Raw genomic sequence first — 26,730 nt, 5'->3', positions numbered from 1 at the left:
GCAAGGGATAGTCGATATTGTCGATCAACCGGCCGAGATTATTGAAGATATCATCGGATGTCAGCCCGAGTAACGGGCTTGTTCGGAGCGGCGTTCATGGCATTCACCGCCATGCATCCCCGGTCACGTCGACCGATCGCTTCGCATGATGGAAGATGATGCCGACGGCGTGGGCGTATGCCGGAGCGAAGCCGGCTGACGCCGTGCCTGAGATTGCAAACCGCCCGCTTCCAGCCAACGAAGTTATGCACAGAGCGAAGCATCGCTCCGTGCCCGGGCCGGTTTGATGAGCGTTCTCATGGATTTCGGCAAAATCCAGCCCATATTCCTAGATGTGGAGCTTTGAGCGTGAAACTCGCGCGTGCGGTCCTGCTTGCCGCGGCTTTCGTGGCTGTTGCGGCCGTTTGTCCCTCTCCCGCAACCGGAGAGGCGAACGGCCGGGAGAAAATTGTGTTGCGCGTCGAGATAGACGGCGCCATCGGTCCGGCGAGTGCCAGGCAGCTCGAGGAAGCGCTGGCGGTGGCCGCGGACCGAAACGTCCAGGCTGTCATCCTGCAGATGGACACGCCCGGCGGGTTGGTCACCAGCATGCGCGAGATGATCGCCGGCATCCTAGCCTCGCCGGTTCCCGTCATCGGCTATGTCGCGCCCGCCGGCGGGCACGCGGCGAGCGCTGGAACCTACATCCTCTACGCCACCCATCTGGCGGCGATGGCGCCCGGCACCAATCTGGGCGCGGCAACGCCGATCGAGATGGGCGGGCCGCTGCCATCGTTTCCCGGCGGCGGCAAGAACGATGGCCCGGAGGCGGACAAGGACAAGAAGAACGCACCGGCGGGCGACGCGATGATCGCCAAGGCGACGAACGATGCCGTTGCCCTGATCCGCAGCCTGGCTGAATTGCGCGGGCGCAATGCCGAATGGGGTGAAAAGGCCGTGCGCGAGGCGGCCAGCCTGTCGGCCGGCGCGGCGCTGCAGCAGCATGTCATCGACTTCGTCGCCCGCGACACCACCGAACTGCTTCAACTGGCCGACGGCCGGACCGTCGAGATCGCCGGCAAAAAAGAGACATTGGCGACGAAAGGGCTGCCGGTTGAAACGCTTGAGCCAGGCTGGCTCATCCGGCTTCTCGCCGTCATCACGGACCCGAACATCGCCGTCATCCTGATGCTGGTCGGCGTCTATGGCCTCGTCTTCGAGTTCACGAGCCCGGGCGCGGTCGCGCCCGGCGTGATCGGCACGATTTGCCTTCTGCTCGGGCTCTATGCGCTCAATCTCCTGCCGATCAGCTATGCCGGCCTTGCCTTGATGCTGCTTGGCATCATCTTTCTCGTCGTCGAAGCCTTGAACCCGACAGTGGTCCTTGGGCTGGGAGGCGTGGCTGCGTTTCTGCTGGGCGCTGCCATGCTGCTCAAGATCGAGGGGCCCGGCTTCGAGATGTCGTGGGCCGTTATCGGCACCGCCGCCGTCCTGACGCTCGGCCTGGCGCTGTTGACCGGCAGCTATCTGTGGGCGGCCCGCAAGAACGTTCCGCGTGTTGGCGCACAGGCCATGCAGGGGCTGCCGGCGGAGGTCCTCGACTGGCAGGGCAGCGAGGGCCACGTGCTCGCCAGGGGCGAGCGCTGGCGGGCAAAAGCCGACGAACCGCTTGCGGTGGGCGACAGCGTCGAGGTGGCTGATGTCAGGGGTCTTGTGCTGACGATACGGCGCCGCAATGTGAGAAGCGATGGAGCAAGGCGATGATCATCGGTTATGTGGCCTATCTGGCAGCAGCGCTCGTCGTGGTCATGTTCCTATCCGCGGCCATTCGCATCCTGCGGGAATATCAGCGCGGCGTGGTCTTCACGCTCGGCCGCTTCACCGGGGTCAAGGGCCCCGGCCTTATCATCCTCATCCCCTTCGTGCAGCAGATGGTGAAGGTCGACCTGCGAGTGGTGGTCCAGGACGTCCCGCCGCAGGACGTGATCTCGCGCGACAACGTCTCGGTCAAGGTCAACGCGGTGCTGTATTTTCGTATCGTCGACGCCGAGCGGGCGGTGATCCAGGTCGAAGACTTCATGACCGCCACCAACCAGCTGGCACAGACCACGCTGCGCTCGGTGCTCGGCAAGCATGAGCTCGATGAAATGCTGGCCGAGCGAGACAAGCTCAACAGCGATGTCCAGGAGATTCTCGACCAGCGCACCGATGCCTGGGGCATCAAGGTCTCCAATGTCGAGATCAAGCATGTCGACCTCAACGAGAACATGATCCGTGCCATCGCCAAGCAGGCAGAGGCTGAACGGCTGCGGCGCGCCAAGGTGATCAACGCCGACGGCGAACAGCAGGCGGCGGCAAAACTCGTCGAGGCCGGCAAGATGCTGGCCGAGGAGCCGCAAGCCATGCAGCTGCGCTATTTCGAGGCCCTGCATGACATCGCCGGCGAACGCTCGTCGACGGTCGTGTTCCCGCTGCCGATGGATCTGCTCGGTCATTTCATCAAGCGGGGTGGTGGAGGCGGAGGCGCAGGCGGCGCGACCTAACAAGGCTTGGGTTCCTCGCCCCCGCAGAGCGGGGGAGAGGTGGCCGCGAAGCGGTCGGAGAGGGGGCCTACCGCACTCCTCCCTTTGAATTCATTGACGGCAGGGCGTCTCCCCTCTCCGTCCCGGCTTCGCCGAGCCACCTCTCCTCCACTATCGTGGGCGCGAGGAACCCAAGCTGGAATGAAAGCCGCGACTCCCTCTGTCGCCTTCGGCGACATCTCCCCTCAAGGCGGGAGATCAGCACCCTCACCTCCGCCACGGCGGGACCGGCGCAAAGCGTTTGCCGATCCAGTCGGCGAAGGCGCGTGTCTTGGCGGCTTGCCCCTTGGCCGAAGGCATGACGACATAGACGGCGCCCTCGTCGGCGAGCGTCCAGTCTTCCAGCACTGGCACCAGCCGGCCGTCTGCGAGCTCGCGTCCGACCAGCCAATCTGTGCTCATCATCAGCCCGACGCCTTGCACGGCGGCTTCGACCAGCACCTCGGCGTCGTCGGTGACCAGCGGCCCGGAGACCTCGATACTGACGCGGCGACCCGTGCTGTCGGTCATCTCCCAGGCCGGAAAGGTCTGGAAACCCGAGAAGCCCAGGCAGCTGTGTTCCAGCAGCGCTTCAGGTTCAGTTGGCGTACCCCGGCGGGCGAGGTAGGACGGCGCGGCGCACAGCAGCCGCCGCCGTGTCGCGACCTTGCGCGCCACCAGCCGCGAATCCTCCAGCGCGCCGAGACGAACGGCAACATCGAAATTCTCGGCGACGAGATCGACGAAGCGGTTGGAGAACTCGGCCTCTATACGGACGTCGGGAAATTCGGCGAGAAACTGTGGCAGCAGGGGGCCGATCCACATGCGCCCGAACGAGCCGGGCAGCGCCAGCCGCAGCACGCCGCGCGGCCCGCCGCCGGCATGCGCCGACGCGGCAGCCTCGGCCTCGTCGACCGCGGCCAGGATGGCACGGACGCGGACGAGAAATTCCGAACCCGCCTCGGTCAGTGACACGCTTCGCGTCGTCCGGTGCAGCAGGCGCACGCCCAACCGCTCTTCCAGCGAGGCAAGGCGCCGCGACAGGATCGTGGCGTCGCGGCCGATGCGAGCCGCTGCCTTGGTGAAGGAGCGTGCTTCGGCAATCGCCGCGAAGGCGGCCATTTCGGCCAATGCTGCCGGTTCGTGCGATTGCTGCATCATACGCATAACTCAAATGTCAAAGGCAAGGATTATACACCAATAGCGCAGCAGCTAGTTTCACTCAATCCCGGCCCGTCAATCGGCCCATCAACCGGAGTGAGACATGAAAGCGATTGAACTGACTGCCCCGAGACTGGACGCGTTTCGCGCGGCCACCGTTCCCACGCCTGAACCGCAGCGCGGCGAAGTGCTGATCCGCCTGCGCGCCGCAAGCCTCAATTTTGTCGATGTCGCGATAGCGAGCGGCAACTATCCAGGTCCGAGCTTTCCGCTCATTCCCGTCGTCGACGGCGCCGGCGAGATCGTCGGCATCGGCGAGGGCGTGTCGAGGCTCGCCATCAACGACCGCGTCATCGCCCATGCAAAACCGCGCTGGATCGGTGGCCGTCCGCGGCCTTATGAGACCAGGGAGATGCGCGGGCTGACGCTGCCCGGCTCACTCGCCGAGTATGTGGTGCTGCCGGCCAATGCCGTCGTGTCGATGCCGGCGCATTTGTCCTTCGAAGCGGCAGCGACGCTGCCGATCGCCGGCACCACCGCATGGAATGCGTCCCGCGCCGCCGATGCCGGGCCGGGGTCGGTCGTTGTCCTGCTCGGCACCGGTGGTGTCTCGATCTTGACCCTGCAGCTGGCCAAGGCTGCCGGCGCCACGGTCATCATCACCTCGTCGTCTGACGAAAAGCTGGCGCGCGCCAAGGCCTTGGGTGCGGATCATCTTATCAATTATCGTGAGACACCGGACTGGGACGCCAAGGTGCTCGAGCTGACCGACGGCCTCGGCGCCGATCTGATCGTCGAAACCGGCGGCTCGGCCACCTTCGCCCGCTCCATCAATGCCACCGCGCCGGGCGGCACGGTGTTCGCCATCGGATTCGTCACCGGCGCCGAGGCCACCACGAACCTGCTGCCGATCATTATCAAGGCGCTCAAGGTAGTGGGCAACAACACCGGTTCAGTATCCGACCTGCGCGACGCCGCGCGCGCCATCGGCGCCGCCCGTATCGATCCGGTCATCGACACAATCTACAGCCAGCACCAAGCGACCGAGGCCTACGCCCACATGGCGGCCGGCGGCCGGCATTTCGGCAAGCTCGCGTTCAGCCTGTCGTGGTGAGCCTGAAAAGGCAGAGCGCGGCTTCATTCCAGCTTGGGTTCCTCGCCCCACGAAAGTGGGGAGAGGTGGCTCGGCGAAGCCGAGACGGAGAGGGGAACCGCGCTCTACGAAGGCCCCCTCTCCGGCCGCTGCGCGGCCACCTCTCCCCCGCTTCGCGGTGGGCGAGGAACCCAGGTCTTGAGAGGAGATTGGCAGTTCCACCGCGTCCGCCTAAATCAGCTTCTCCAGCGTGATCGGCAGGTCCCGCACCCTTTTCCCGGTGGCGTGGAATACCGCGTTGGCGATCGCCGGCGCCACGCCGACGATGCCCAGCTCGCCGACCCCCTTGCCGCCGAGCACCGAGGAATGCGGATCGGGAATACCGACCGAGATCACCTCGATGTCTGGAATGTCGGCATTGGTGGCGATGAGATAGTCGGCGAGGTTGTTGTTGACGATGCGGCCGTGGCGGCGGTCGACGATGCCTTCCTCGAGCAGCGCCTGGCCGATGCCCATGATGATGCCGCCCTTCCACTGGCTTTCGGCGAGCTTGGGATTGTAGAGCCGGCCGGAATCCAGCGCCGACACCACGCGCGACACACGAACCGTGCCAAAGTCCTCGTCGACGCGCACTTCGATGAAATGCGCGCACCAGCTGTGGCGGGAATAGTCGCCCTCGGTGTGCGGCAGCGCCATGGCTATGGTGGTGTAGTTCTTGTAGCGGTCCTCGACCGTCGAATTGGCCGGCATAGTGTCGCCCTTCGCCTCGATATGCTCGCGCCCGACGCTCCTGAGCAGTTCGGCGATGGAAACTTCAGGGCCGTTGCCGCGCGGCGAGGCGATGCGGCCATTGGCGACGACGAGCGTGTTGGCCTGCAGTGCATGGAACGGCGAAGCCGGATCGCTGATGGCGAGCCCGATCAGTTGGTCGAGCGCGGCACTCGCCGCCTTGTGCACGGCACCCGTCATCACCCCGGCCAGCCGCGAACCGCCGGTGACGCCGGCGCGGGCATAGCGAGAATCGCCGAGCTTGACGACGACGTTTTCCGCCGGCACGCCCACCACCTCGGCGGCGGTCTGCGCCAAGATAGTGTAGGTACCCTGCCCCATGTCGATCGACGAGCTTTCGACCTCGACCGAGCCGTCGGCGAGAATGCGCACGACCGCCTCGCCATAGGCGCGCCGCACCGGGTAGGTGCCGGCGGCGACACCCCAGCCGATCAGCTGGTTACCGTCGCGCATCGAACGCGGCTGGGGCGTCCGCTTCGACCAGCCAAAGGCTTCGGCGCCGGCCGCGAAGGCCTCACGCAGCTGCCGTGTCGACCACGGCTTCTTCGCATGCGGATCCTGCTCGGCATAGTTCCTGAGCCGGATTTCCAGCGGATCGATACCGACCTCATAGGCGAGTTCGTCAATGGCGCTTTCGATGCCGAAAGCGCTCGGGTTCTCGCCCGGCGCGCGCAATGCCCCCGGCACCACCGTGTTGACCCGCACGACGTTCTGCCGCGACGAGAAATTCGGCGTGGCGTACATGACCGAGGTGACCGAGCCGAGCGGCTCGACCCACATGCCGTCGACCGAGGTCTCGTTGACGCCGCGATGCACGATCGACTGAATCTGACCCTCTGCGTTGGCGCCGAGCGCCACCGTCTGGCGCGTCGCCGCCCGTCCGCCATAGGCGGTGAAGGTCTGCGGCCTGGTGACCGCCAGCTTGACCGGCCGACCCAGCATTTTCGCGGCCACCGCCGCCACCGCGCCGTAGCCGTAGGCGAACGCCTTGGAGCCGAAGCCGCCGCCAATATAGGGCGAGACAAGGCGCACATTCTCGAACGGCACGCCGAACCATTCGGCATAGGTCCGCGCCATGCCGTCGAGCCATTGGCTCGGCTCCCAGACGGTCAGCTGGTCGCCCTGCCACTTCGCGATCAGGCCGTGCGGCTCCATCGGCGCCTGGTATTCGCGCGGCGTGTTGTAGGCGTTGCAGATCCTGACCGGAGCCGAGGCGAACGCTGTCTCCGCCTCGCCCCATTCCTTGGTCATCGCATCGACCGCGATGCCGTCGCCGGCCTTTGGATCGCTGAGGTCGACGATCGCCGGCGCCTCGTCATAGGCGATCTTGACCAGCGCCGCGGCCGCGACCGCCTGCTCGAAACTCTCGGCGATGACCGCCGCGACATGCTGGCCGCTGAAGGTGATGTCGCGCGCCAATGGGCAATAGGTAACGTCCGGCGGCGGCGTGCCCAGCCAGTCCGTTGCGGTTCTCAACGGCAGCATATTGTCGGGCGTCAGCACCAGCAGCACGCCGGGCGCTGCTTCGGCCGCCGCCGTGTCGATCGAACGCACCCGGCCGGCGGCAATGGTGCTCTCGACCAGCACCGCATGGCTGAGCCCCTCGAGCTGATGCTCGACGGCGTATTTGGCAGCACCGGTGATCTTGGCCGGGCCGTCGACGCGCGACAGCCGGCCGCCGACCTGATCCGCGAGGACAGCACCGTCCGAAGCGTCGCCGCGTTTGGCATCGCCGGGTCTTGTTCTCAACTCGTGAACGGTCATGCCGTTTCTCCCATTTTTAGGATGGCGCGGGCGACGACGCGCGGCGCCAGTTCGATCTTGTACTGGTTGGCGCCATGGTCGACGGCGCCCTCGACGGCGAGCAGGCTGGCTTGCCTGACGACCTCCGGCTCGAGCACTTTGCCTTTCAGCGCCTCTTCGGCGGCGCGGGCGCGCCATGGCTTGGTGGCGACGCCGCCAAGTGCGACGCGCAGATCGCGGATCGTCCTACCGTCGGCCTCGAATTCGATGCCGACCGCGGCACTTGCCGCGGCGAATTCATAGGACTGGCGGTCGCGGACCTTGAGATAGGTCGAGCGGCGGGCGGCGGCCGAAGCGGGAATGCCGATCGCGGTGATCATCTCGCCGGGTTCGATCGCGTGTTCCCGTTCGGGCGTGCTGCCCGGCAGCAGGAAAAAATCATCGACGGCAATCTGGCGGTCGCCGAGATAGACGATCGCGTCAAAGGCGACGAGTGCAACGGCCAGGTCGCCGGGATAGGTGGCGATGCAGGCCTCGCTGGTGCCGAGCACGGCATGGCCGCGGGTGACGCCGCCGATCGCCGAGCAGCCGCTGCCGGGCGAGCGCTTGTTACAGGCGGGGAAATTCGCCGGATCGCGGAAATAGGGGCAGCGCGTACGCTGCATCAGATTGCCGCCGATCGTCGCCATGTTGCGTAGTTGCGCCGACGCCGCCTGCCACAATGCTTCCGAGACTGCCGGGAACCGGCTCTTGATATCTGCATGATCGGCGACGCGGCTCATCCTTGCCAGCGCGCCGATCGTGGCGCCCCGGTCTTCGACGGCAATCGTGTCCAGTCCCTTGAGATGGGTGATGTCGACCACGGTCTCGGGTTCGGCAACGCCGCATTTCGCGAGATCGACAAGCGTCGTGCCGCCGGCCAAAAGCATGGCGCCCGGCAGTGCTGCTGCCTCACGGGCTGCATCGACGGTGCCGGCGCGGAGATACGAAAAGTCTCTCATGATGCGGCCTCCAGTGCCGCCTGACGCACGGCGGCGACGATGTGTGGATAGGCGCCGCAGCGGCAGAGATTGCCGGCCATGTATTCGCGGATCTCCTCGTCGGAGCCGGCATGGCCCTCGCGGATGCAGGCGACCGCCGACATGATCTGGCCCGGCGTGCAATAGCCGCACTGGAAGGCGTCCTGTTCGAGGAAGGCGGCCTGCACCGCATGCAGCGTGCCATCCTCCCCGGCAAGCCCTTCGATGGTGGTGATGTCCCTGCCTTCAGCCTGAGTGGCAAGCGTCAGGCAGGCTAGCACGCGCTGGCCGTCGATATGCACGGTGCAGGCGCCGCACTGGCCCTGGTCGCAGCCCTTCTTGGTGCCGGTCAGGCCGAGATGGTCGCGCAAGGCGTCGAGCAGCGTAACGCGCGGCTCGATCTCCAGCTCACGTCGATCTCCGTTGATTTGAAGTTGGATTGGAGTTCGGGTTTTGCTTGTCATGGGCGTCTGGCTCCAGTTGCTTGACGCGGGAGGGGATGATCTGGTGCCCGGCCGGCGAGCGGCAAGGTCAGCTTATGGCTAGGTGAAGGCTATCTTCCCCTTGGGGGAAATGCCTGGCAGGGCAGAGGGGGTCCGCTTGACTTGGTGCGACCTCCGGGAGGGCCGCGGCTTGCGAGGTCGAAAGACGTGACATACCCGATCCCGTGATTACATGATAAAGGCGCTCCACAAATCGGAGGCGCCTCCGTTTATTACCTAAGGGCCTGCTCCGCCCTGTTCAAGCCCTGGATCGAAATTGATCGAAATTGGAGAAAATTGGCAGGGCAGCCAGCCGTCATGCCTGGAGACAAAAAAGCACCACCGGCCCAAGCCGGTGGTGCTCTCTGGACTGTCTGTAGGGGCAGGACAGTCCAATGATCCTGAGGGGATCGTGCTCAACATGGGCTCATTTTTGCTTGGAGGCATCGGCCGAACAGATGAGAAGTGCTGGCCGCGCGAGGAGATATCCGGAGGCGGGCAAGATGCCTCGCCTGTCGGAACGCCGGCCCAGACTCGATCCTGTGATTATATTTACTTGCGATTATATTTGTCGGAGACGTAGCGAAGGTGGAAGCGTCTGCGTTCTTGAAACGGGGCCTGCCTATTCGGTTATGCTTCGGATCAGCACTGGAGAAAAAATTGGCCGCGGAGCCGCCCGTCATACCTGGAGACAAAACCGAAGCCGCCGTTGCAAAACCGCTGCGCGCCGATGCGCAGCGCAACCGCGACGCGCTGGTCGAGGTCGCGGCAAAAGCCTTTGCCGCGCATGGCGTCGATGCCTCGCTGGAGGAGATTGCGCGCCAGGCCGGCGTCGGCATCGGCACGCTCTATCGGCATTTTCCAACCCGCGAGCATCTGGTCGAGGTGGTCTACCGGCGCGAAGTGGAAGGACTGTGCCAGGCGGCCAACGAACTCGCCCACGATCATGCGCCCGACATGGCGCTCGAACAATGGATGCAGCGCTTCGTCGACTACATCGCCACCAAGCGCGGGCTGTCGACAAGCCTGCGCATCCTGCTCACGACCAACTCCACCCTGTTCTCCGACGTTTCGGGCAGGGTGACGCTGGCCTTGCGGCGGCTGATCGATGCCGCGGTCGCCAACGGCTCGATCCGCAGCGACGTCGATGCCTCCGACGTGCTGCATGCGCTGGGCGGCATCTATTCGGCCCCGGACACCAAGGACTGGCGCGACCGCTCGCGCCGATTGGTGTCGCTGCTGATGGATGGGCTGCGGTTTGGAGCGGCCAAATCCGGCCCATCCAAGGAATGACGAATGCAGTGACTGTCCTTATTTCAGCGAGATGCTCATACCGCTGAGATCGGCATTGACTTGCAGGCCTACCTGCCTGCCCGTGAGTTCGAGTTGGGCACCCTTGTCATTGGTCATGACGATCACCTGGGCCCCTTTGCCGAGCGCGCCGCCACCGCCCGCTGCACCGTACACCCCCGTCACATCCCGGGCGCGGCGTATGTGGCGCACGGTACCTTTGAAATAGGTCTTGGAGGCGCCGAAGGCGAGGCCGCCCGAGATGCCGCCGACCGAGATGGGATATCGGCGACCATGGAAGGTCAGTGTGCCCTCGCCTCCGGAGCCGCCGATGAAAAAGGCCGCCTTGTAGATGGCGAAGCGAATCGTACCGCTGTCGGCATGTGCGACGCTGGCAAAGCTAACTGCCGCCGCAGCGATGACGGCAACCGCGACTGAACGAAATCTGGACGAAATCTTCATGATGAGAACTCCTCAAGATCGCCGCATGCCCAGCCGGCCGGGCACGTCGGCGTCGTATCAAAGTCATAGCTGAACAGTCTCGCCCGTCATTGGTTCCAAGCACGCGGCCTGAATTCCGGCCGCGAGAAGACCGCCACGAAACGAGGCGGATGGCGAGCATAGACCCGGCTGTAAGAACAGCGGCCAAATGGTGGGGATCCTTCGCCGGCGCTCCTATGAAAACGTAGGTGTTGATGCGGAATGGTATTAGTCTGTGCTGTCTGGGGTTTCGGGGAGCGCGGCAAAAGAATGGATTTGAACTCGGGCTATGGCTACCTGCTGATCGGCGGCCTGATCCTGGTCGGTGCCGGGCTCCTGATCGTTTCGCTGATCGTCAATCTTCGTGTGGCGCACAGTGTGCGCGACGACGTGCGCCATCGTGAAAAGCTGCTGGAATATTATCGAAATATCTTTTCGCAGCTGGGCGTGATCATGATCGGGATTGGCGTGTCGCTTTTCATCTTCTTTTTCCAGCAGAATTATCAGGACCAGCGCAAACGCGAAACCGAGCTTCAGCAGGTTCTCGCCAAACTGGCGGCGCGTATTGCCCGCGGCAGCGCTGTCGTGGAGGCCCTCGGCGAATTCGATGCGCTGCTGGATGATGGCGGCGCCTATGTCAGTCCGGAACTCGGCGGCAACAATGCCGCCGTCAGCGCCCACGGAACGGCGCTCGCCAAGCAGGTTTCCCAGATCCTTCTGGTCGAGCGCGACGTCGATGTTCAGGGATTCGATATTCTCAATCTGTCACGCGATTTCGAAGCATCGTTCGTCGCCAACGAGCTCGACCCCACGCTATGGTTCAACGTCGTCCGGGACGAGAGCGACATCAAATATGCCACCACCCAGATCGCCCTGGATTACAAGGACCTGCATGATGCGATCGGCGGCGAGCCGATCGAGCTTGCGATCGCCAATCCCGAAAAGGAGCGGAAGATCAAGCAGGAGGTGCTCGACGTCTTTTATGATGCCGATCTGCTGCGCCAGCGCAGCAGGCGGTTTCTCGGCCGCGCGTGCTGGCTTTTCAGCAAGGGGCGCGGCTTCGTCAAGCTTGCACCGGCCAATGAGATCGAAGCCGATGCCAGATCGCACCAGGAATGGATCGACCGGTCGAAACCCTTCTTGGCGCAGGCGACGCCGGGCAGCGGCGATTGCTTCAAATTGCTCCAGTTCGGCCCGGCATCCTGAACCGGCAAAGGCTCGCCCGCCCTGCGGCGGCTAATCCCCCACGCGTTGCAGCGTGCCGAGATGATTGTCGTTGAGAAAATCAATGGTCACGGCCGACGCCTTGCCGTCGCGGCCGACGGCAAAGCTGACGGCCGAGGGCCTGTCCGGCATCTCGGCATCGGGGAAGGTCACGAAGAGGTCGCGGTCGAAATGTTTCAGTGGATAGGACCGCGCACCGGCGGGCCCGACCTTGAGGACAAGAGCGTCCCCTTCGCCTGACACAATAGCATCGCCGAAGAAGTCGTTGAAGTAACGGCCCGCATAGGCGCTGGCCGGCGCCGCCGGACTTGCCGGAGAGGGCGGCGCGGCATAGGTGGCCTTGGCCGCCGCAATCACAGGGCCGAACATGCCTGCATAGATATCATTCCATGCCTTTACCTTATCCTTCCCCAGCGTTCCGTCGAAGACGAGATCGGCGAAGCTGTCGGACAGCCCTCCGGCACGCCTGTCGGAAAGGCGTTGGCGATGACGACGATGCCAAGCTTCTCCTCGGGGAAGAGCATCACCAGGCTGCGTGCGCCGGCGCTGAAGGCGCCCGCATGACCCCAGATCGGCCCGTGCCGGCCGAATTCGACATTCCAGCCGAGGCCGTAGAAGGCCTCGCCTCCGGAGACGGGGTTCTTGCCGCGAACCATCAAGGGAATATGTGTCTGGTCCAGCGCATCGGCCTTGATGAGCGTCTTGCCGGCATAGGCCCCGTTGCCGAGCACAAGGCGCATCCATTGCGAGAGATCGCGTGCCGTAGAACTGACGCCGCCTGCTGGCGCCTGCGCATCCGGATAGCGCTGGACCTTCGCTGCCCAGGCGCCATCGATCTTGGCGTGGAGCTCGGCACGGTTGGCGTGCTTGATGAAGTCCGAATGACGCGAACTGGTCGAGGCCATTCCAAGCGGGCGGTAGAGCTTCTCTTCGGCGACCTCTTCCCACGGCTTGCCCGTCGGCTTCGCGGCCGCGACGGCACCCTCGGTCAATCCGAAATTACTGTAGGAATAGCCGGCACGAAAGCTCGATGACGGCGACACGAACCGCAGGCGGCGCAGGATCTCCGCGCGGTCATAGCCGATGTCCTCGAGGTCGTCGCCGGCGGTGCCGGGAAGCCCGCTGCGGTGCGCAAACAGGTCGCGAACCGTGAGTTCGCTGGTCGGATAGGGCTGAGCGAGCCGGAAAGCCGGATCGAGGTCGGCGATCTTGGAATCCCACGAAGCGATCCCTCGCTGACCAGCGCCGCCACGACGGTGGCGGAGACCGGTTTGGAGAGCGAGGCTATCTGGAAGACCGTGTCCGCATCGACGATCTCTGGTTTTCCGGCTTCGCGATGCCCGAACCCCTTGAGGAAGATCACCTCGTCGCCATGCACGACGCCGATGGCCAGACCGGGCACGCTACCATCCGCGACGACGCCTTCGGCGAGTAATTCGAGCTTCGCAATGGCCGCGGCGATCCTGTCGGGTGGGATGGCATCGGCCGACGCCGCTTTCGGCAAAAGCACCATGACTGCGATGAAGGCCAACATCCTCCAACGGAGGTGGTTCCGGTTTGTGAATACCCGCATGCTCAGCCCCCTCCGCTTCACCGGCGTGCACTATCGCAGGCCGACGTAGGGAAGGCCAGCCTCACGCTCGACCCGCCATTCATTGGCGGATGTCCGCTTCGAACCAGTCGAAATTCAGACAGCCGCGCCTGAGCTAGGATGCAGCGCGCAGGCGGAGGCGCCGCCTGCTGGCGCGGGCCTTCTCCGCCACCGCGGCGGTGATCTCGACCACGCCTTCTTCACGCGGCCTGGCGTTGGTGACCTTGTGGAGCCGCTCATAGGGCAACAGTTCCTTGACCCGGGCTTGAAGCGACGCGACTTCGGCTCGCAGATCCTCGCATTCCTGCCTCTGGACGTCGAACTGTATCTGTTCGGATGCCTGCTGCAGGGAAAGCTGCGAAAAATTCGCGCTGACCGCGGAAAGGTTCATCTTGTCGTTTTCGCTCTCCTTCATGAGAGCAGACAATTTTTGCTCGACAATTTGCTTTTCCGCCACCGCGTCGCTCGCTTGAGCCTTGAGCCTGGCGATTTCGCTGGCGGCTTCGCTGTTCTGGTTGGAAGTGGCCTCCAGTCGCGATCGGAGATCCTCGATTTCAGAGCGCAAGCCGGTCATCTCCGCGACACCGCGTGCAAGCTCGGCTTGCCTGTCACCGTCCCTGATGCGGGCCGCTTCCGTCATTTCCGATAGCTTCGCCTGCGCCATGTCGAGCGATTTCTGCAGCCGCATCTCCTCTTTCTCGCTCTTGCCAAGCGCAGCCAGCAGTTCCGAAACCTGGGCGGCGTCATTGGCATGGACAGTCGAGAGTTCGTCCAGCCTGTGCCGGGCCTCGGCCTCCCGTTTCAGCGCCTTGTCGAGGTCGATTGACAGGCTGACATGTTTCTCCCGCAGCATCTCGTTCTCGCGCGAGCGTCGGTTGGCCTCGACGGCTCTGGCCGAGAGCGTTTTGACAAGCTCGCCGAACTCGGCCTCGCGTTTTGCGCTCGCATTGCCTGCCACGACGAGTTCCAGCCTTGCTGCCGCCAGCGCGCCGCGAAGTGCTTCCTTGTCCTCGACCAGGCTCGCCTCGTGCTGCTGCAGGGCCTCGATAGCGCTGTCGCGCTCGCGCTGCTTTCTGGTTGCGTCGTGGAGCTGTTCGGACAGCACTCTTTGCTGCGCGGTCAGGCTGGTATTTGCCAGCTCCAATTCGTTGGCGCGAAGAATATCGCCGTGGAGAAGTTTTAGGAATTCGCCTGTCAAATGATGCGAGGTCGCGATCTCCGACAGTTTCGCGTTGATTTCCCCCAGATACTCCTGGGCGTCGTGAAAGAGCCCATCGACCGCACTTAAGGCAGCCAGCCGGGTTTGCGTATGGGGGGTCAGCCGTCGTGCGGTCTCGAAGGCATCCGCATTGGCCTCGAGTTGCGATCTGTCATCCGTTGCCGCGAGATTCTCATCCGACACAGTCGCCGGCACAGTGACATCGTTCAACGGCGACTGATCGTCCACGTTGAGACATTCGCTAAACGCATCCGCCAAATCGGTTTCGAGCTCCTTGAACGCTCTCTCCACAGTCTCGGCACGCTTGATCAAACCTTTGAAATTCATGACCGAATATCCCTCTCGTGCAGCGCCGTTACGGAGCGGACTTTCAACACTTGACCCTCGCCTCCCCCGAATACGGGTTCATCTCCTGACGTGCGCTCTGGCCGACGCACGCTAGGGACAGGCTTGGCCACTGTCCTCGTGTGTTTGAATGACGTGTTCTGCCGCGCTCCATACCCGAGCCGTTGGCGCCGCTCGCAAAATGCCCACTCATTTCACCCGAAACGGATATGAAGCGGCGCAAGCCAGAGGATCGCCTGGTGATTGTGTAAGGACCGCCGAGCGCCTCGGTCCTCTGCAGCAGCTACAAAGTCACGGCCTCAGACGAGGCGTGTCACTGCCGGGAGGCCTGACCTAATAAATGATTGTGTTGAATACGTTTCGCTGATTAGCTGCTGTGCATTGACCAGGGACAAGACCGATAAATGTTGTCCCGGGAGGACCGCGATGCCGGTGCTTGAGGTTCGCCACGTCTCCAAGAATTTCGGGGCTATCCAGGCCCTGACTGACGTCAGCTTCCAGGTGGAGCGAGGCGAAGTCGTTGGTCTGATGGGCGACAACGGGGCCGGCAAATCGACGATAGTCAAGACCGTGGCCGGGAATTTTCCTCCGAGCGACGGCGAAATTGTAGTCGAGGGCGAGGTGTGCCACTTCCACCAGCCCGTGCAGGCTCGCGCCAAGGGGATCGAAGTCGTTTATCAGGACCTGGCGCTCGCCGATAATCTGACGGCCGCGCAGAACGTCTTTCTGGGGCGCGAGATCAAGAAAGGCTTCTGGCCGATCAGGATTCTTGACAAGCAGGCGATGATCGATCGCTCGGCAGCGCTGTTCAAGGAACTCAAATCGGAAACCCGGCCGCGCGACCTCGTCAGGAAGATGTCGGGTGGGCAGCGCCAGGCAGTCGCCATCGCGCGGACCCGGCTTTCGAACGCCAAGCTGGTGCTGATGGACGAACCAACGGCCGCCATCTCCGTGCGCCAGGTGGCGGAAGTGCTTGAATTGATCCGACGCCTCAAAGCGCAAGGGGTAGGCGTCATGTTGATCAGCCACCGCATGCCTGACGTTTTCGCTGTCGCAGATCGTATCATCGTGCTCAGGCGAGGCTCGAAGGTTGCTGACAAGGACGCCGGCAACACCTCGCCCGAGGAAATCACCGGACTGATAACGGGGGCCATCCGTGGCGAATAGTGCTCGGGAGTCAGTTAGTGTTAGGGAGTCAGTCGGGGAAACCGGCCGGCCGGCCATGTCGGACTTCGTCTCGACCAACGAAAAAACGGCTCTCCAACGTGTACTTTCGAGTCAGCCCTTCTGGGTGATGATCGCGCTCATCGCTCTCGTCATTTTGATGACAGCCATGGAACCGAGCTTCGGCACCTCCGAAAACGTCGCCAATGTGACGCGCAACTTCGCACCTTTCGGCATCATGGCCCTCGGCATGACGATCGTGATCATCACCGGTGGCATCGATCTGTCGGTCGGCTCGATCATGGGCCTCGTGGTCATCGTCGCCGGTCTGTTCCTCACTTGGCATTATCCCTGGTACGTCGCCTTCGCCATGGGCCTTTTCTCCGGTCTGGCCTGCGGCGCGGTCAACGGATTCTTTGTCGCCTATGTCGGAATGCCGTCCTTTGTGGTCACCCTCGGCATGCTGTCCGTCGCGCGCTCGCTGGCGGTCGTATTCTCGGCCAACCAGATGTTCTACCAGTTCGGGCCCGATGCTCCGATCGTGAAGGCGATCGGTCAGGCGAAATGGCCGCGGCATGGACCCGAGGATTGGGCACCGCACTGGATACCAGAACTGTCATCGCAGTTCTGGACCATGGTGATCCTGGCCCTGATTGTCGGCTTCGTGTTCAATTTCACTGCCTGGGCCCGGCATCTCTTCGCCATCGGCGGCAATGAGGAGGCGGCACGGCTCACCGGCGTTCCGGTCAACTGGATTAAATTCCAGGCCTATGTCTTCTCGGCTTTCACTGCCTCGCTCGCCTCGCTCCTGCTCCTCGGCTATAACGGCTCGGCCATCAATGCCATGGGCCAAGGCTATGAGCTGCGCGTGATCGCTGCGACAGTCATTGGCGGCGCCAGCCTCATGGGCGGCGCCGGCACGGCCTTCGGTGCGATCATCGGTTCGGCGTTCCTCGAGGTGATCAGGAATGCGCTGCTGATGGCCGGCATCGATTCAAATTGGCAGGGTGCCTTTGTCGGCGCCTTCATCGTTCTTGCGGTTCTTTTGGGCATGCAAACCGGCGGCAAATCGATTCTCGCCGCGTCGCTGGCAGTCTTGATGCCCAAAAAACGCCGCTAGAAACCCGCCGGCGGGAGGCCTGCGGGATCACACCAGGAGGAGAACGTCACATGAAAAAACATCTGCTCACGGCCGCCGTCGCGCTTGGCGCAATGGTGCTCGCCGTTTCCGGCGCCCAGGCGAAATACACCTTCGCCCTCGTGCCGAAGAACATGAACAATCCTTTCTTCGACCAGGCACGCGACGGCTGCAAGAAGGCCGAAGCCGAATCCAAAGGCGCCGTGGAGTGCATGTATATCGGCCCCGGCGAACATGGCGGCGGCGACGAGCAGGTGCAGATCGTGCAGGATCTCGTGGCCAAGAAGGTGGACGGCATCGCCGTGTCGCCATCGAACGCCGCGGCGATGGCGGTTGCGCTGCAGGCCGCCAAGGAAGCCGGCATCCCGGTCCTCACCTGGGACTCCGATCTCCTGCCCGAGAACAAGGATCTTCGCGTCGCCTATATCGGCACGCACAATTATGAGATCGGCGAGAACCTTGCCAAGCTTGTCATGCAGATCAAGCCCAAAGGCGGCACGATCTGCATCCAGTCCGGCGGCGCCGCGGCGGCCAACCACAATGAACGCATGCAGGGCATTCGCGATACGCTTTCGGGCACCAAATCGGCAGCCTCGCCCGGGGACCGGCTGACGGGCCAGAACGGCTGGACCGAAATCGAAGGCTGTCCGCTCTACACCAACGATGATTTCCCGCTTTCGGTGCAGCAGTTTGAGGACATCATGGCGAAAAACCCGAACCTCGACGCATTCATCCCAACCGGTGGCTTCCCGCAGTTCATCCCCGATGCCAACCGCGCCGCGGTCGGACCGTACAAGGACAAGATCGCCTCGAAGGCCCTGGCCCTTGTCGTCGCCGACACGCTTCCGGTACAGATCGACCAGATGAAGGAAGGTTTCTCCCTTGGCCAGGTCGGCCAGCGGCCGTTCGAGATGGGCTACAAGACGATGATGGCGCTGAAGGACATGAAGGAAGGCAAGGCTCCGCCGGCCGACCCGACCTACACGGGCCTCGATGTCTGCACTCCGGAGACAGCCGACACCTGCGTCGCCAAATAGTGCTTTTGGGCGGGAGGAAACTCCCGCCCTTTTCATAGGGGATCTCAATGCCGGAATTGTTCTCGCTCAAGGGCCGTGTCGCGTTGGTCACGGGTGCCTCGCGTGGTCTTGGTTTTGCCATGGCCAAGGCACTTGCGGAAAACGGCGCGACGGTGATCGTCAATGCCCGCGACATGGCCGCCCTTTCCGTAGCGGCCGAAAGGATCGGTGCAGAAGCCCTGCCGTTCGACGTCACCGACGCGGCGATCTCAAGGGCGTCGCTCGAAGGAATCGTCGAACGCCACGGCCGCCTCGACATTCTGGTCAACAACGCCGGCATCCAGCATCGTAAACCGCTGGTCGAATGGGAGGACGAGGATTTCGACCATGTGGTTGCCGTCAATCTGTCGGCTTGCTTCCGCATGATGCGCGACGCGGTGCGCCTGATGCTGCCAAACAAGTTCGGGCGCATAATAAACACCGGATCGGTCGCAGCGATCCTTGGCCGTCCCACCATTCACGCCTATGTGGCGGCAAAGGCGGGCCTGCACGGGCTGACACGCTCCACTGCTGCTGAGCTGGGCCGTCACGGCATCACCGTCAACGCGATCGCCCCCGGCTATTTCGCCACCGAGCTCAACACCGCACTTATGCGCGACGAGGCCTTCACCAAATGGGTCGAGGCACGAACCCCCGCGGGCCGCTGGGCCCAGCCTGAGGAGCTCGGCGGAGCCGTGGTGTTTCTCGCCTCCGACGCTGCCGGTTACGTCAACGGGCACGTGCTGGCGGTTGACGGCGGGCTATCGGTTTCCCTGTAACCGGCAAACTGCGTTGAGGAATTTCAACCGGGCGACACTGTGCCGGCAGGGTGTGTCTGCTAGCTAGCCGCTTGAAATGACGAGTTGCTGCATCTGCTGCTGGCCCGGGTCCTCTACGCGGACGCCCACGCCAGACGATTGGATGACGCGCCGTATTGCAGCCGCCGACTTTCGATTCGCAACGGGTTATTTCGACGTCTGGCGGCATCGGTGCTTGATGCCGCCAATATTTCATTCCACACACCGGTCACGATGACGGACGAGATACGGGATCAGCGCCAGGTATTCAGGTGGGCCTTGCCTGCCTCCGCGGTCCTGCATTTGCTCGCCGCCGCGCTTCTTTTGTCCGCACTGCCGGTGTCGCCCCCGCAACCGCAGAAGGAGCAGGCCATCGGGGTGGATCTGGTGCCACCGCCCAAACCATCGGAGAAAGCCAAACCTCCGCCTCCCGCGAAACCGGCCAAGCCCGAAAAGCCGCCGGAAGCAAAGATCGAGACGCCGGCGCATCCGGAAGCCGACCCTCAGAGGCCCGTCTTCCAATTCGGCGAGAAGGACGCTGGTCCTCGCAAGTCTCTGGACGGCAACAGTGCGGAGGATGGTTCGCAGTCACCGGCGGCGCCGCAAGATCCGGATAAACAGGAGCTTGCGCAGCCAACTGCCGTGACAGCGGCCGAAGGGAAGGACCAGGCTGCGCAGCCGGCCGCGGCCCAGCCGCCGAACCCAAACTCGACCGGTGTCGCCAAAGCCCAAAGGCCCTTGAAGCTTCAGGAAGCGAAGAGATTGTTCTCGAAAACAGCAACCGGTGATCCGGTAGCGACAACCGCCATGAGAAATGTGCCGCGCGCCGTGCGGATCGGTCAGCTCTGCAACACGGAGCTCGCACAGCAATTGGTGCACGCGTCGCCCCCCTATTTCCCAGACAGCTTGCTTGAGTATCGACTGAAGGCCGGCACGGTCATGAACGTCGCCAGTGCGCCGTTCCCTGCAAACGGGCAGTGGTACGATCTGAGTTTTCGCTGCGAGGTCGATCCGGACGCGACGAAAGTCGTGTCGTTTGCCTTTCGTGTTGGAAATCCGGTGCCGCGCAGCGAATGGAAGCGCCGCGGGTTGCCCGCCGAATAGGGGGTCGAGGCCACGGAGGCTGGCTGTCCGGCGCCATCAAATCCGGCCGGCGATGTCTTCGCGCGCCCCGGGTGACCGAACCAACACACGCCAAAAGTGGCTTTCGTCAGCGGCCGCCGAAGTCTAGCATACGGCTTTGGGAGGAGGGTTCGATGACTTCAAGTTTCAACGTTCACCATGCTGCCGGCTATGAGCAGCTCATGGGCCGCTGGAGCCAAAGGCTCGCGCCGCTGTTCATCGGCTTCGCGGGCCTTAAGGACGGCGAAACGATCCTCGACGTCGGTTGCGGCACCGGCAGCCTGACCTTCGCGCTCGTCAAGGCCGCTGACCTCAGTGAGGTCGCCGCGATCGACTTTTCGGCCGTTTTCGTCGAGGAGGCAATCCGGCGCAACACCGATCCGCGGATAAAAATCCGCCAGGCGGATGCCTGTGCCCTGCCTCTTGAGGACGGCGCGTTCGACCGTGCCTTGGCGCTGCTCGTGCTCCATTTCGTGCCCGAAGCCGGCAAGGCAGTCGCCGAGATGCGTCGCGTCGTGCGGCCGGGCGGTGTGGTCGCGGCGACGGTATGGGACCATCTCGGCGGCATGCCGGGGATGCGCATGATGATCGACACGGTGGCGGTGCTCAGCGAAGGCGGACGCCAGCTGCGCGCCCGCTATTGCACCCAGCCGATGATGCAGCCGGGTGAAATGAAACGGACCTTTGTCGAGCAGGGTCTCCGCGACGTTACGGAGACCGAGTTGATGATCCGCATGGACTATCAAAACTTCGACGATTACTGGGCGCCGATAGCCGCCGGCGAAGGGCCGCTCGGCAAGTATGTAGCCACGCTCGACGCGGAAGAGCGGGCGCGCACCGACGCCGCCATGCGCGACGCCTACGAGGCCGGCCGGCCCGACGGCCCGAGGTCCTTTGCCAATGTCGCCTGGGCCTGCCGCGGCGTCGTTGCCTGACATTGGCGCTAATGCATGCCGCGCAAAAGTGGGCAGCGGTTTTGCGGTAACGACATGCATAACAAAGAACCTAAAGCGCGTCGCATGAGGCCGATCGAACGCGATGCGCTTTAGCCGATCCCGTAGACCAGCCCGACGCGGCCGTCCGACAGCTGTTCGACCTTGCGCAGTTCGAGCCCACGACGATTTTTCGCCGTCCCAAACAGCGGCTTTCCTTCACCGGCGAGCAGGGGATAGACGATCAGCCTGAGTTCATCGACCAGCCCGGCATCGATAAGGCTCGCGGTAATTCGGGCGCCGCCCATAAGGTAGATGTCCTTGCCGGGCTGCTGCTTGAGGGCAGCAATGTCCTCAAAATTCCGTACGAAGCGCGTCTTTGGCCAAGCCGCCGAAGTCATTGTGTTCGACAGCACATAATGCGGGGTCTGCGCGGCGAAACGGGCCCATTCGAGCTCGGCCGGCTTCGGCAATTTGCCGGTCATCGGCAGCGGCTTGTCGGGCTCGTTCTGGATGGCGCTCCAGTAGCGCTCGTAGCCGGCATACATGACGCTGCCAAGCAGGCAGGCGTCGATTTGCGGCGTCAGGCCGTATTCGTCCGACCACGCGTCGACCCAATCGGCGTAACCCTCTGGGCCCTCCATTTTGCCGTCGACGGAAATTTTCATTCCAGTGATCAATTTACGCATGACTTCCTCCATCAGGCTTGCGGGATGCAAGCACGTTTCATCAGTTCATCGTTGCTTCGTGTGACTGGCGGCGACCTCAGGGATGGCCGCCGCGAGTTACATCAGGCCGGCAGGCGGCGGTCGTATTCTTCCCGCAGGCGGCTCCAGCCGTCCCAGAACGAGGTCGGTGTCTTGCCCGCCAGGCGGGCGGCCAGCAGGTCGAGGTGTATGTGCCAGCCGGCAGTGATGTTGAGCTGGATTGCACGTTCCGGCAGGCGCCGATGGACGACGGTGAGCAGCACATCGCTACCCTTCGCCTCCAGCAGGAAGGAGACGCCGCCGGTATTTCCCCAGGTGATGGAAAGCTTGCGCGGCGGATCGAGTTCGGTGATCCGGCCCTCCATCCGGTGCTCTTCGGGAAAGCCCGCGGGGCGCTGGCCAGGCGGGTCGGTCAGCTCGTCGTTACGCCAGACGAACTCGAACGAGCTGCCCGCCTTCATTTCCATCTGGCCCGCGGCCATCCATTGCCGGCGCAGGTCACTCTCGGTGAGATAGGCCCAGATGCGCTCGATGGGGCCGGGCAAAAGGCGCTGGATGGTGAACGTGGCGGGCTCGCTCAGCTCGCCATAGGCATCGATGGTTCTCATCTGATTCATTGCTCGTCTCCTTCTTTCGGGTTGGGCGATTTCCTGGGCTCATTCTGGGCTTTGCGTGCGTCCTCTTCGCGAAGAAGGCGTTCGAGAACATCGAGACGCCCCGTCCAGAAGCGCTCGTAGAAGCTGAGCCACTGATGGGCGCTGGCCAGCGGTCCGGGGGCTAGTCGGCATAGATGCGTGCGGCCCCTCACCTCTCGACGAATAAGTCCTGCATTCTCCAGCGCCTTGATGTGCTTGGAGGCGGCCGCGAGCGACATCGCGAAGGGTTCCGCCAGCTGGCTGACCGTTTTCTCGCCATCGGCGAGATCGCGAAGCATGTGCCGCCGGGTGGCGTCACCAAGGGCGTGAAAAACCGCGTCCATCTGGGGTGTCTCTAATTCAACCATGTAGTTGAATATAGACGCACGCTTTGAGATAGTCAACCGTTCGGTTGAATAATTGGGGGAAAACCCTGCTATGGCAGATTCAGCAGAATTTCAGAAATCTTCCGGTACGCGCCCGTTCTTTGGCTTCATTGTTCTCAAGAAAGAACCGGATGAGGTCGACCATGTCACTGAATGAGAACACGCGCCAAGCCGCCCGGCAAGAACTCCTGGAATTTGCATCCACCGTCATGGCTGCGTCGCCTTGTGCGCCCATGCCTGGAACAATGTTCGAAATGCTGGAGATCATGGCCATGGAGAGGCGGATGACTTCCAGCCAAAGTAGAGGCGAACCAAATTCTTCTGATCCCTTGACGTCCGCGCCGATTGAGACCCCAATCAGGCTGCGTTTGGTCGAGCTGGTCAGATCGGCATTCAATGTCGCGAGAAAACCCAGGGAACGTACCACTGGCACTTGGCAGTTGCGAGCTTGATCTTGCCCGCGGGCTGCTGCTGCGCGACGGGAAACCTGTTGCACTGCGTTCCAAGGCGTTTGATCTGTTGACCTATCTCAGCAGGAATGTCGGGCGTGTCGCGACCAAGTCGGAACTGATGTCCGCGGTGTGGCCCGATGTCTTCGTAACCGAGGACTCACTGACGCAGGCGGTCAGGGAGTTGCGAAAGGCGCTGAACGACGAAAGCCAAACCATTATCCGCACGGTCGCCAAACGCGGCTACATCCTCTCTCGTCTCGAAGCGCCAAAGCAAGAGCGCGCTGGACAGCCGAGCGTTGCGGTGCTGCGTTTCACCAATGAAGGTGCGCCGGAAGACACCCCTCTGGTGGACGGCTTTGCCGAAGACATCGTCAACGCGTTGGCTCGCTTCGGAACGGTCGTCGTGCTGGCGCGCAATTCCGGCTTTGCATTCGTCTCGGATTCGGCTTCCGATTGGCGTGCCGTTGGCGCCAGCCTTGGCGCAACCTATCTGGTCCGCGGCAGGGCGACTACTCGCGCAGACGGGATGCGGGTCACTGTCAGTCTCACTGCCGCCTCGACGGGTGGAGTCTTGTGGAGCGATACCTTTTCTGCGTCTGGCGGCCAGATCTTCGACATGCAGGAAGAAATCGCTCGCCGTGTGGTGAACCGGCTGGTCGCTCGGCTCGACGACGCAGGTGTCAAGCAGGCAACCCCAAAGCCTCCCGACAGTTTGGCTGCATACGAGCTTCTGCTGCGCGGACTGGCCCGTCTGCGCGGTTATAATGATGATGACAACGAGGCTGCGCGCGGTCTTTTCCAGGCTGCGGTCGACAAAGACCCGGCCTATGCACTGGCGCATTCCTACGTCGCGCTCGCCGATCTCATTATCGGTGGCTATGCCGAGGCATCCCCGGCATTGCTTGGTTCGGTGATCCACCGCGCGGAGTGTGCGGCGACCTTGGCGCCGGAAGAGCCACGCTGCCATCGCGTACTCGCCCAGGCTTTCATCTCGGCCCGTCAGTTCGATGCGGCTGAACATCACCTTCAACGCGCGCTCGACCTCAATCCATATGACGCCGATACGATTGCGCAAATGGGGTTCTTGCTGACGATGAGAGGCAGGCCTCTTGAAGCACTCGCGGCGGTTGACAATGCGATACGGATCAACCCGATCCATCCAGACTGGTACCACTACGATCGCGCCATCGCGCTATACTCAGTCGGAGATTACAAGGCCGCGATTGTCAGCATGTCCAAGGTCCCCTCGAAGACGCCCTGGCGACTTACAAGGCTGGCGGGGTGCCACGCGCAACTCGGCGACCTGGAGGAAGCTCAGCGCATCATGGCAGAGGTCAAGCGGATAGCGCCTGACTATTCGCCACTGGAGTTTGCGCAAACCGGGATTGCCTTCGAACATGCGAGCGACGTTGAACACCTCGTTGCCGGCGTCGCCAAAGCACTTGCGGCTTATGAGGCCGGCCTGGTCGGCGGCCTGCCCGGACATCGTGAGTAGCACCGCACTTATCGCGAAGGGCTGACGAGCCTTCCGGATTGGAGGATTACCTGCTTCTCGTCAGGTAACCACAAATGGCAACTGCAACCGGGAAGCGGAAGCTTCACTTGCCTTCGAAGAAAGTATGAATCGAGACTTCCAGCTTTTCGATAAGCTGAGGGTTGTGGCAACTGCCAGCCCAGATCAGGGCGTTTAGCCTCATCTCTTTGTTGATAAAGCTCACTTTCCCAGAATCCAGCAGGTATTCCGCGATCTCGTAGTGCCGCCCCTTGATAGCCTCGATGAGCGCGTTGTTTGTCCCCGTCTTGTCGGTCAGATTTACTTCCGCGCCATTCTCCACGAGCAACTTGACGACTTCGAGATGCCCGTTCTTCGCCGCCTCGATAAGAGCCGTTCTGCCGTAGTAGTCAGCTCGCGCGTTGATCTCTATTTGGGGGTGTCTCACGAGGACTGAGATACACGCGTAATGTCCCTTGGCGGACGCAAGGCTCAAGGGCGTGCTCTTCCACTTGTTTCTGGAATTCACGTCGATTTCCGGGTCTTCGATCAGCACCTCGACCACCGCTGTGCGGTCATTGAGGGCTGAAAGGTGAAGTGCAGACCAGCCGCCGTCGTCCGACTGATTGATGTCGGCGCCAGCCGCCAATTCCGATCGAACCGCCTCCGCATCGCCTTTTTCTGCCGCGACCAGCAGGGGAGACCAGTCTCTTGCCCCTTCGGCTTCCAAGCTGTTGGTCAACGCAGTCGCCTCCTCGGATAGTCGGCAGAATACCACAGAATCCGCGATAGTGGGGTCGTCCTGTGTAGGGTTCTCTGGCGCCCGTGGGTCACAGAGCGCTGTCGGCCCGAAACGGAGGATCAGCGCTTCACGTCCGTCTCCTCACATTCTCCTGATATCGACTGGCTTTCGCGGCCATCCAGACTAGATAGAGCCTGCGCCGGGCGGAACGATGCAGAAGGACCTGAACATGCCTGAACAGATTACCCTGAATAGACCTGAACAAATCAGATTGAACGACGGCTCCGCCATTCCGCAAATCGGCCTCGGCGTGTGGCAGGTCGATCCAGCCATCACCGCCAAGGTGGTGCGCTGCGGAATCGAGGCCGGCTACAGACTGATCGATACCGCCGAAGGCTATCGGAACGAAGAAGGTGTCGGGCAGGCAATCCGCTCGGCCGGCGTGCCGAGAAGCGAGTTGTTCATCACCTCGAAACTGCGCAACGGCGCGCATCAGCGCGACGCCGCCTTGCGCGCCTTCGACGAGACGATGAGCAAGCTCGGCATCGAGCAGATCGACCTGTTCCTGATCCATTGGCCGGTGCCCAGCCAGGACAGATATGTCGAGGCCTGGAAGACGCTTATCGAACTCAGGCAATCAGGCCGGATCAAGTCGATCGGCGTTTCGAACTTCAACCACGACCATCTCGAACGGATCATCGGCGAGACCGGCGTCACGCCGACCGTCAACCAGATCGAGCTCCACCCCCGCTTCCAGCAGCGTGACAGACGCGAATTCCATGACAGGCACAACATCCGCATCGAGAGCTGGAGCCCGCTGGGCAGCGGCCGGCTGTTGAGCGATCCGACGCTTGAAGGCATTGCCAGGAAACACGGCAAGTCGGTGGCGCAGACGATCGTCAGGTGGCACCTTCAGGAAGGGCTGATTGTCATTCCAAAGTCGATCCACCAGGATCGGATCGCCGCCAATTTCGATGTCTTCGATTTCGAGTTGGAAGCGAAGGACCTCGAGCTTATCCGGTGCATGGATTCGCCCGACGGCCGCACCGGCCCGAACCCCGCCACGGCCGCATTCCTGTTCTGAGGGCCGACCGGGACGTTGGCATTCCTTCACACCCCCCTCTGTCCTGCC

At 62.8% G+C, this 26,730-nt stretch carries 24 protein-coding genes and 1 pseudogene; 13 read left to right on the top strand and 12 right to left on the bottom strand.

What is annotated here, in order from left to right; translation table 11 throughout:
- The first annotated feature begins 348 nt into the window (after positions 1-348).
- Both NKI95_RS29120 and NKI95_RS29115 read left to right on the top strand, forming a co-directional pair.
- A complete protein-coding gene (locus NKI95_RS29120; RefSeq protein WP_352721122.1) occupies positions 349-1,743 on the top strand; it encodes an NfeD family protein in 1,395 nt (464 codons plus the stop codon).
- A complete protein-coding gene (locus NKI95_RS29115; RefSeq protein ID WP_352721120.1) occupies positions 1,740-2,522 on the top strand; it encodes a slipin family protein in 783 nt (260 codons plus the stop codon). The genes NKI95_RS29120 and NKI95_RS29115 overlap by 4 nt, the downstream gene beginning before the upstream one ends.
- Before the next feature lie 246 nt (positions 2,523-2,768).
- Here NKI95_RS29115 and NKI95_RS29110 read toward each other — a convergent pair whose 3' ends face one another.
- Positions 2,769-3,698 carry a LysR family transcriptional regulator gene (locus NKI95_RS29110; RefSeq protein WP_352721188.1) on the bottom strand — a complete coding sequence of 310 codons (930 nt, stop codon included), beginning with the start codon at positions 3,696-3,698 and terminating at the stop codon, positions 2,769-2,771.
- A gap of 106 nt (positions 3,699-3,804) precedes the next feature.
- On the opposite strand from NKI95_RS29110, the gene NKI95_RS29105 reads away from it, so the two are divergent.
- On the top strand, positions 3,805-4,815 hold the full coding sequence (locus NKI95_RS29105; protein WP_352721118.1) for a zinc-dependent alcohol dehydrogenase family protein: 1,011 nt from the start codon (positions 3,805-3,807) through the stop codon (positions 4,813-4,815).
- 210 nt (positions 4,816-5,025) lie between these two features.
- Here the strand turns inward: NKI95_RS29105 and NKI95_RS29100 are convergent, their stop codons facing one another.
- The 3 genes from NKI95_RS29100 to NKI95_RS29090 are packed head-to-tail and all read right to left on the bottom strand — an operon-like array spanning position 5,026 to position 8,809.
- The gene (locus NKI95_RS29100; protein WP_352721117.1) at positions 5,026-7,347 is read right to left on the bottom strand and encodes a xanthine dehydrogenase family protein molybdopterin-binding subunit; all 2,322 of its coding nucleotides are present in this window, start codon (positions 7,345-7,347) and stop codon (positions 5,026-5,028) included.
- Positions 7,344-8,327: an FAD binding domain-containing protein gene (locus NKI95_RS29095; RefSeq protein ID WP_352721115.1), complete on the bottom strand. Its 984-nt coding sequence runs from the start codon at positions 8,325-8,327 to the stop codon at positions 7,344-7,346. The genes NKI95_RS29100 and NKI95_RS29095 overlap by 4 nt, the downstream gene beginning before the upstream one ends.
- Positions 8,324-8,809, bottom strand: a complete 486-nt coding sequence (locus NKI95_RS29090) for a (2Fe-2S)-binding protein (RefSeq protein WP_352721114.1) — start codon at positions 8,807-8,809, stop codon at positions 8,324-8,326. Before NKI95_RS29090 ends, NKI95_RS29095 begins: the two co-directional genes overlap by 4 nt.
- Before the next feature lie 678 nt (positions 8,810-9,487).
- Here NKI95_RS29090 and NKI95_RS29085 point away from each other — a divergent pair.
- Positions 9,488-10,120, top strand: coding sequence for a TetR/AcrR family transcriptional regulator (locus tag NKI95_RS29085; protein WP_352721113.1), 633 nt, complete (start codon positions 9,488-9,490; stop codon positions 10,118-10,120).
- Positions 10,121-10,138: 18 nt separating this feature from the next.
- Here the strand turns inward: NKI95_RS29085 and NKI95_RS29080 are convergent, their stop codons facing one another.
- A complete protein-coding gene (locus NKI95_RS29080) occupies positions 10,139-10,579 on the bottom strand; it encodes a lipid-binding SYLF domain-containing protein (RefSeq protein WP_023677323.1) in 441 nt (146 codons plus the stop codon).
- Between the two features lie 288 nt (positions 10,580-10,867).
- Between NKI95_RS29080 and NKI95_RS29075 the strand changes: the two genes are divergently transcribed.
- On the top strand, positions 10,868-11,803 hold the full coding sequence (locus NKI95_RS29075) for a hypothetical protein (protein ID WP_352721112.1): 936 nt from the start codon (positions 10,868-10,870) through the stop codon (positions 11,801-11,803).
- A gap of 30 nt (positions 11,804-11,833) precedes the next feature.
- On the opposite strand, the pseudogene NKI95_RS29070 reads toward NKI95_RS29075, so the two are convergent.
- Positions 11,834-13,355, bottom strand: a pseudogene (locus NKI95_RS29070) (serine hydrolase).
- Between the two features lie 172 nt (positions 13,356-13,527).
- A complete protein-coding gene (locus NKI95_RS29065) occupies positions 13,528-14,958 on the bottom strand; it encodes a coiled-coil domain-containing protein (RefSeq protein ID WP_352721111.1) in 1,431 nt (476 codons plus the stop codon).
- Positions 14,959-15,402: 444 nt separating this feature from the next.
- Between NKI95_RS29065 and NKI95_RS29060 the strand changes: the two genes are divergently transcribed.
- From NKI95_RS29060 to NKI95_RS29035, 6 genes are all read left to right on the top strand, one after another.
- Positions 15,403-16,143, top strand: a complete 741-nt coding sequence (locus NKI95_RS29060) for an ATP-binding cassette domain-containing protein (protein ID WP_352517984.1) — start codon at positions 15,403-15,405, stop codon at positions 16,141-16,143.
- Positions 16,144-16,198: 55 nt separating this feature from the next.
- The gene (locus NKI95_RS29055; protein ID WP_352721110.1) at positions 16,199-17,260 is read left to right on the top strand and encodes an ABC transporter permease; all 1,062 of its coding nucleotides are present in this window, start codon (positions 16,199-16,201) and stop codon (positions 17,258-17,260) included.
- A gap of 50 nt (positions 17,261-17,310) precedes the next feature.
- On the top strand, positions 17,311-18,315 hold the full coding sequence (locus NKI95_RS29050; RefSeq protein WP_352721109.1) for a sugar-binding protein: 1,005 nt from the start codon (positions 17,311-17,313) through the stop codon (positions 18,313-18,315).
- A gap of 47 nt (positions 18,316-18,362) precedes the next feature.
- Positions 18,363-19,112: a glucose 1-dehydrogenase gene (locus NKI95_RS29045; RefSeq protein ID WP_352721107.1), complete on the top strand. Its 750-nt coding sequence runs from the start codon at positions 18,363-18,365 to the stop codon at positions 19,110-19,112.
- A gap of 84 nt (positions 19,113-19,196) precedes the next feature.
- Complete coding sequence (locus NKI95_RS29040; RefSeq protein ID WP_352721105.1) at positions 19,197-20,234, top strand: DUF930 domain-containing protein; 1,038 nt, start codon at positions 19,197-19,199, stop codon at positions 20,232-20,234.
- Between the two features lie 152 nt (positions 20,235-20,386).
- The gene (locus NKI95_RS29035; RefSeq protein WP_352721104.1) at positions 20,387-21,187 is read left to right on the top strand and encodes a class I SAM-dependent methyltransferase; all 801 of its coding nucleotides are present in this window, start codon (positions 20,387-20,389) and stop codon (positions 21,185-21,187) included.
- 110 nt (positions 21,188-21,297) lie between these two features.
- On the opposite strand, the gene NKI95_RS29030 is transcribed toward NKI95_RS29035, so the two are convergent.
- The 4 genes from NKI95_RS29030 to NKI95_RS29015 form a co-directional block, all read right to left on the bottom strand.
- Positions 21,298-21,873, bottom strand: a complete 576-nt coding sequence (locus NKI95_RS29030; protein WP_352721102.1) for a dihydrofolate reductase family protein — start codon at positions 21,871-21,873, stop codon at positions 21,298-21,300.
- Between the two features lie 101 nt (positions 21,874-21,974).
- On the bottom strand, positions 21,975-22,508 hold the full coding sequence (locus NKI95_RS29025) for an SRPBCC family protein (RefSeq protein WP_352721100.1): 534 nt from the start codon (positions 22,506-22,508) through the stop codon (positions 21,975-21,977).
- On the bottom strand, positions 22,505-22,894 hold the full coding sequence (locus tag NKI95_RS29020; protein ID WP_352721098.1) for an ArsR/SmtB family transcription factor: 390 nt from the start codon (positions 22,892-22,894) through the stop codon (positions 22,505-22,507). The genes NKI95_RS29025 and NKI95_RS29020 overlap by 4 nt, the downstream gene beginning before the upstream one ends.
- 79 nt (positions 22,895-22,973) lie before the next feature.
- Positions 22,974-23,339, bottom strand: a complete 366-nt coding sequence (locus tag NKI95_RS29015; RefSeq protein WP_352721190.1) for a hypothetical protein — start codon at positions 23,337-23,339, stop codon at positions 22,974-22,976.
- Here NKI95_RS29015 and NKI95_RS29010 point away from each other — a divergent pair.
- Positions 23,309-24,859, top strand: a complete 1,551-nt coding sequence (locus NKI95_RS29010; RefSeq protein WP_352721096.1) for a winged helix-turn-helix domain-containing tetratricopeptide repeat protein — start codon at positions 23,309-23,311, stop codon at positions 24,857-24,859. The two genes, NKI95_RS29015 and NKI95_RS29010, sit on opposite strands and share 31 nt — an antisense overlap.
- A 103-nt stretch (positions 24,860-24,962) precedes the next feature.
- Here the strand turns inward: NKI95_RS29010 and NKI95_RS29005 are convergent, their stop codons facing one another.
- On the bottom strand, positions 24,963-25,598 hold the full coding sequence (locus NKI95_RS29005) for an ankyrin repeat domain-containing protein (RefSeq protein ID WP_352721095.1): 636 nt from the start codon (positions 25,596-25,598) through the stop codon (positions 24,963-24,965).
- A 229-nt stretch (positions 25,599-25,827) separates the two neighbouring features.
- Here NKI95_RS29005 and NKI95_RS29000 point away from each other — a divergent pair, with 229 nt between their 5' ends.
- The gene (locus NKI95_RS29000; RefSeq protein WP_352721094.1) at positions 25,828-26,682 is read left to right on the top strand and encodes an aldo/keto reductase; all 855 of its coding nucleotides are present in this window, start codon (positions 25,828-25,830) and stop codon (positions 26,680-26,682) included.
- Positions 26,683-26,730 lie beyond the last annotated feature (48 nt).

The sequence above is a fragment of the Mesorhizobium sp. M0306 genome, assembly GCF_040321655.1.
Taxonomy (GTDB): Bacteria; Pseudomonadota; Alphaproteobacteria; order Rhizobiales; family Rhizobiaceae; genus Mesorhizobium.
This window is presented reverse-complemented; position numbering and strand designations above follow the sequence as displayed.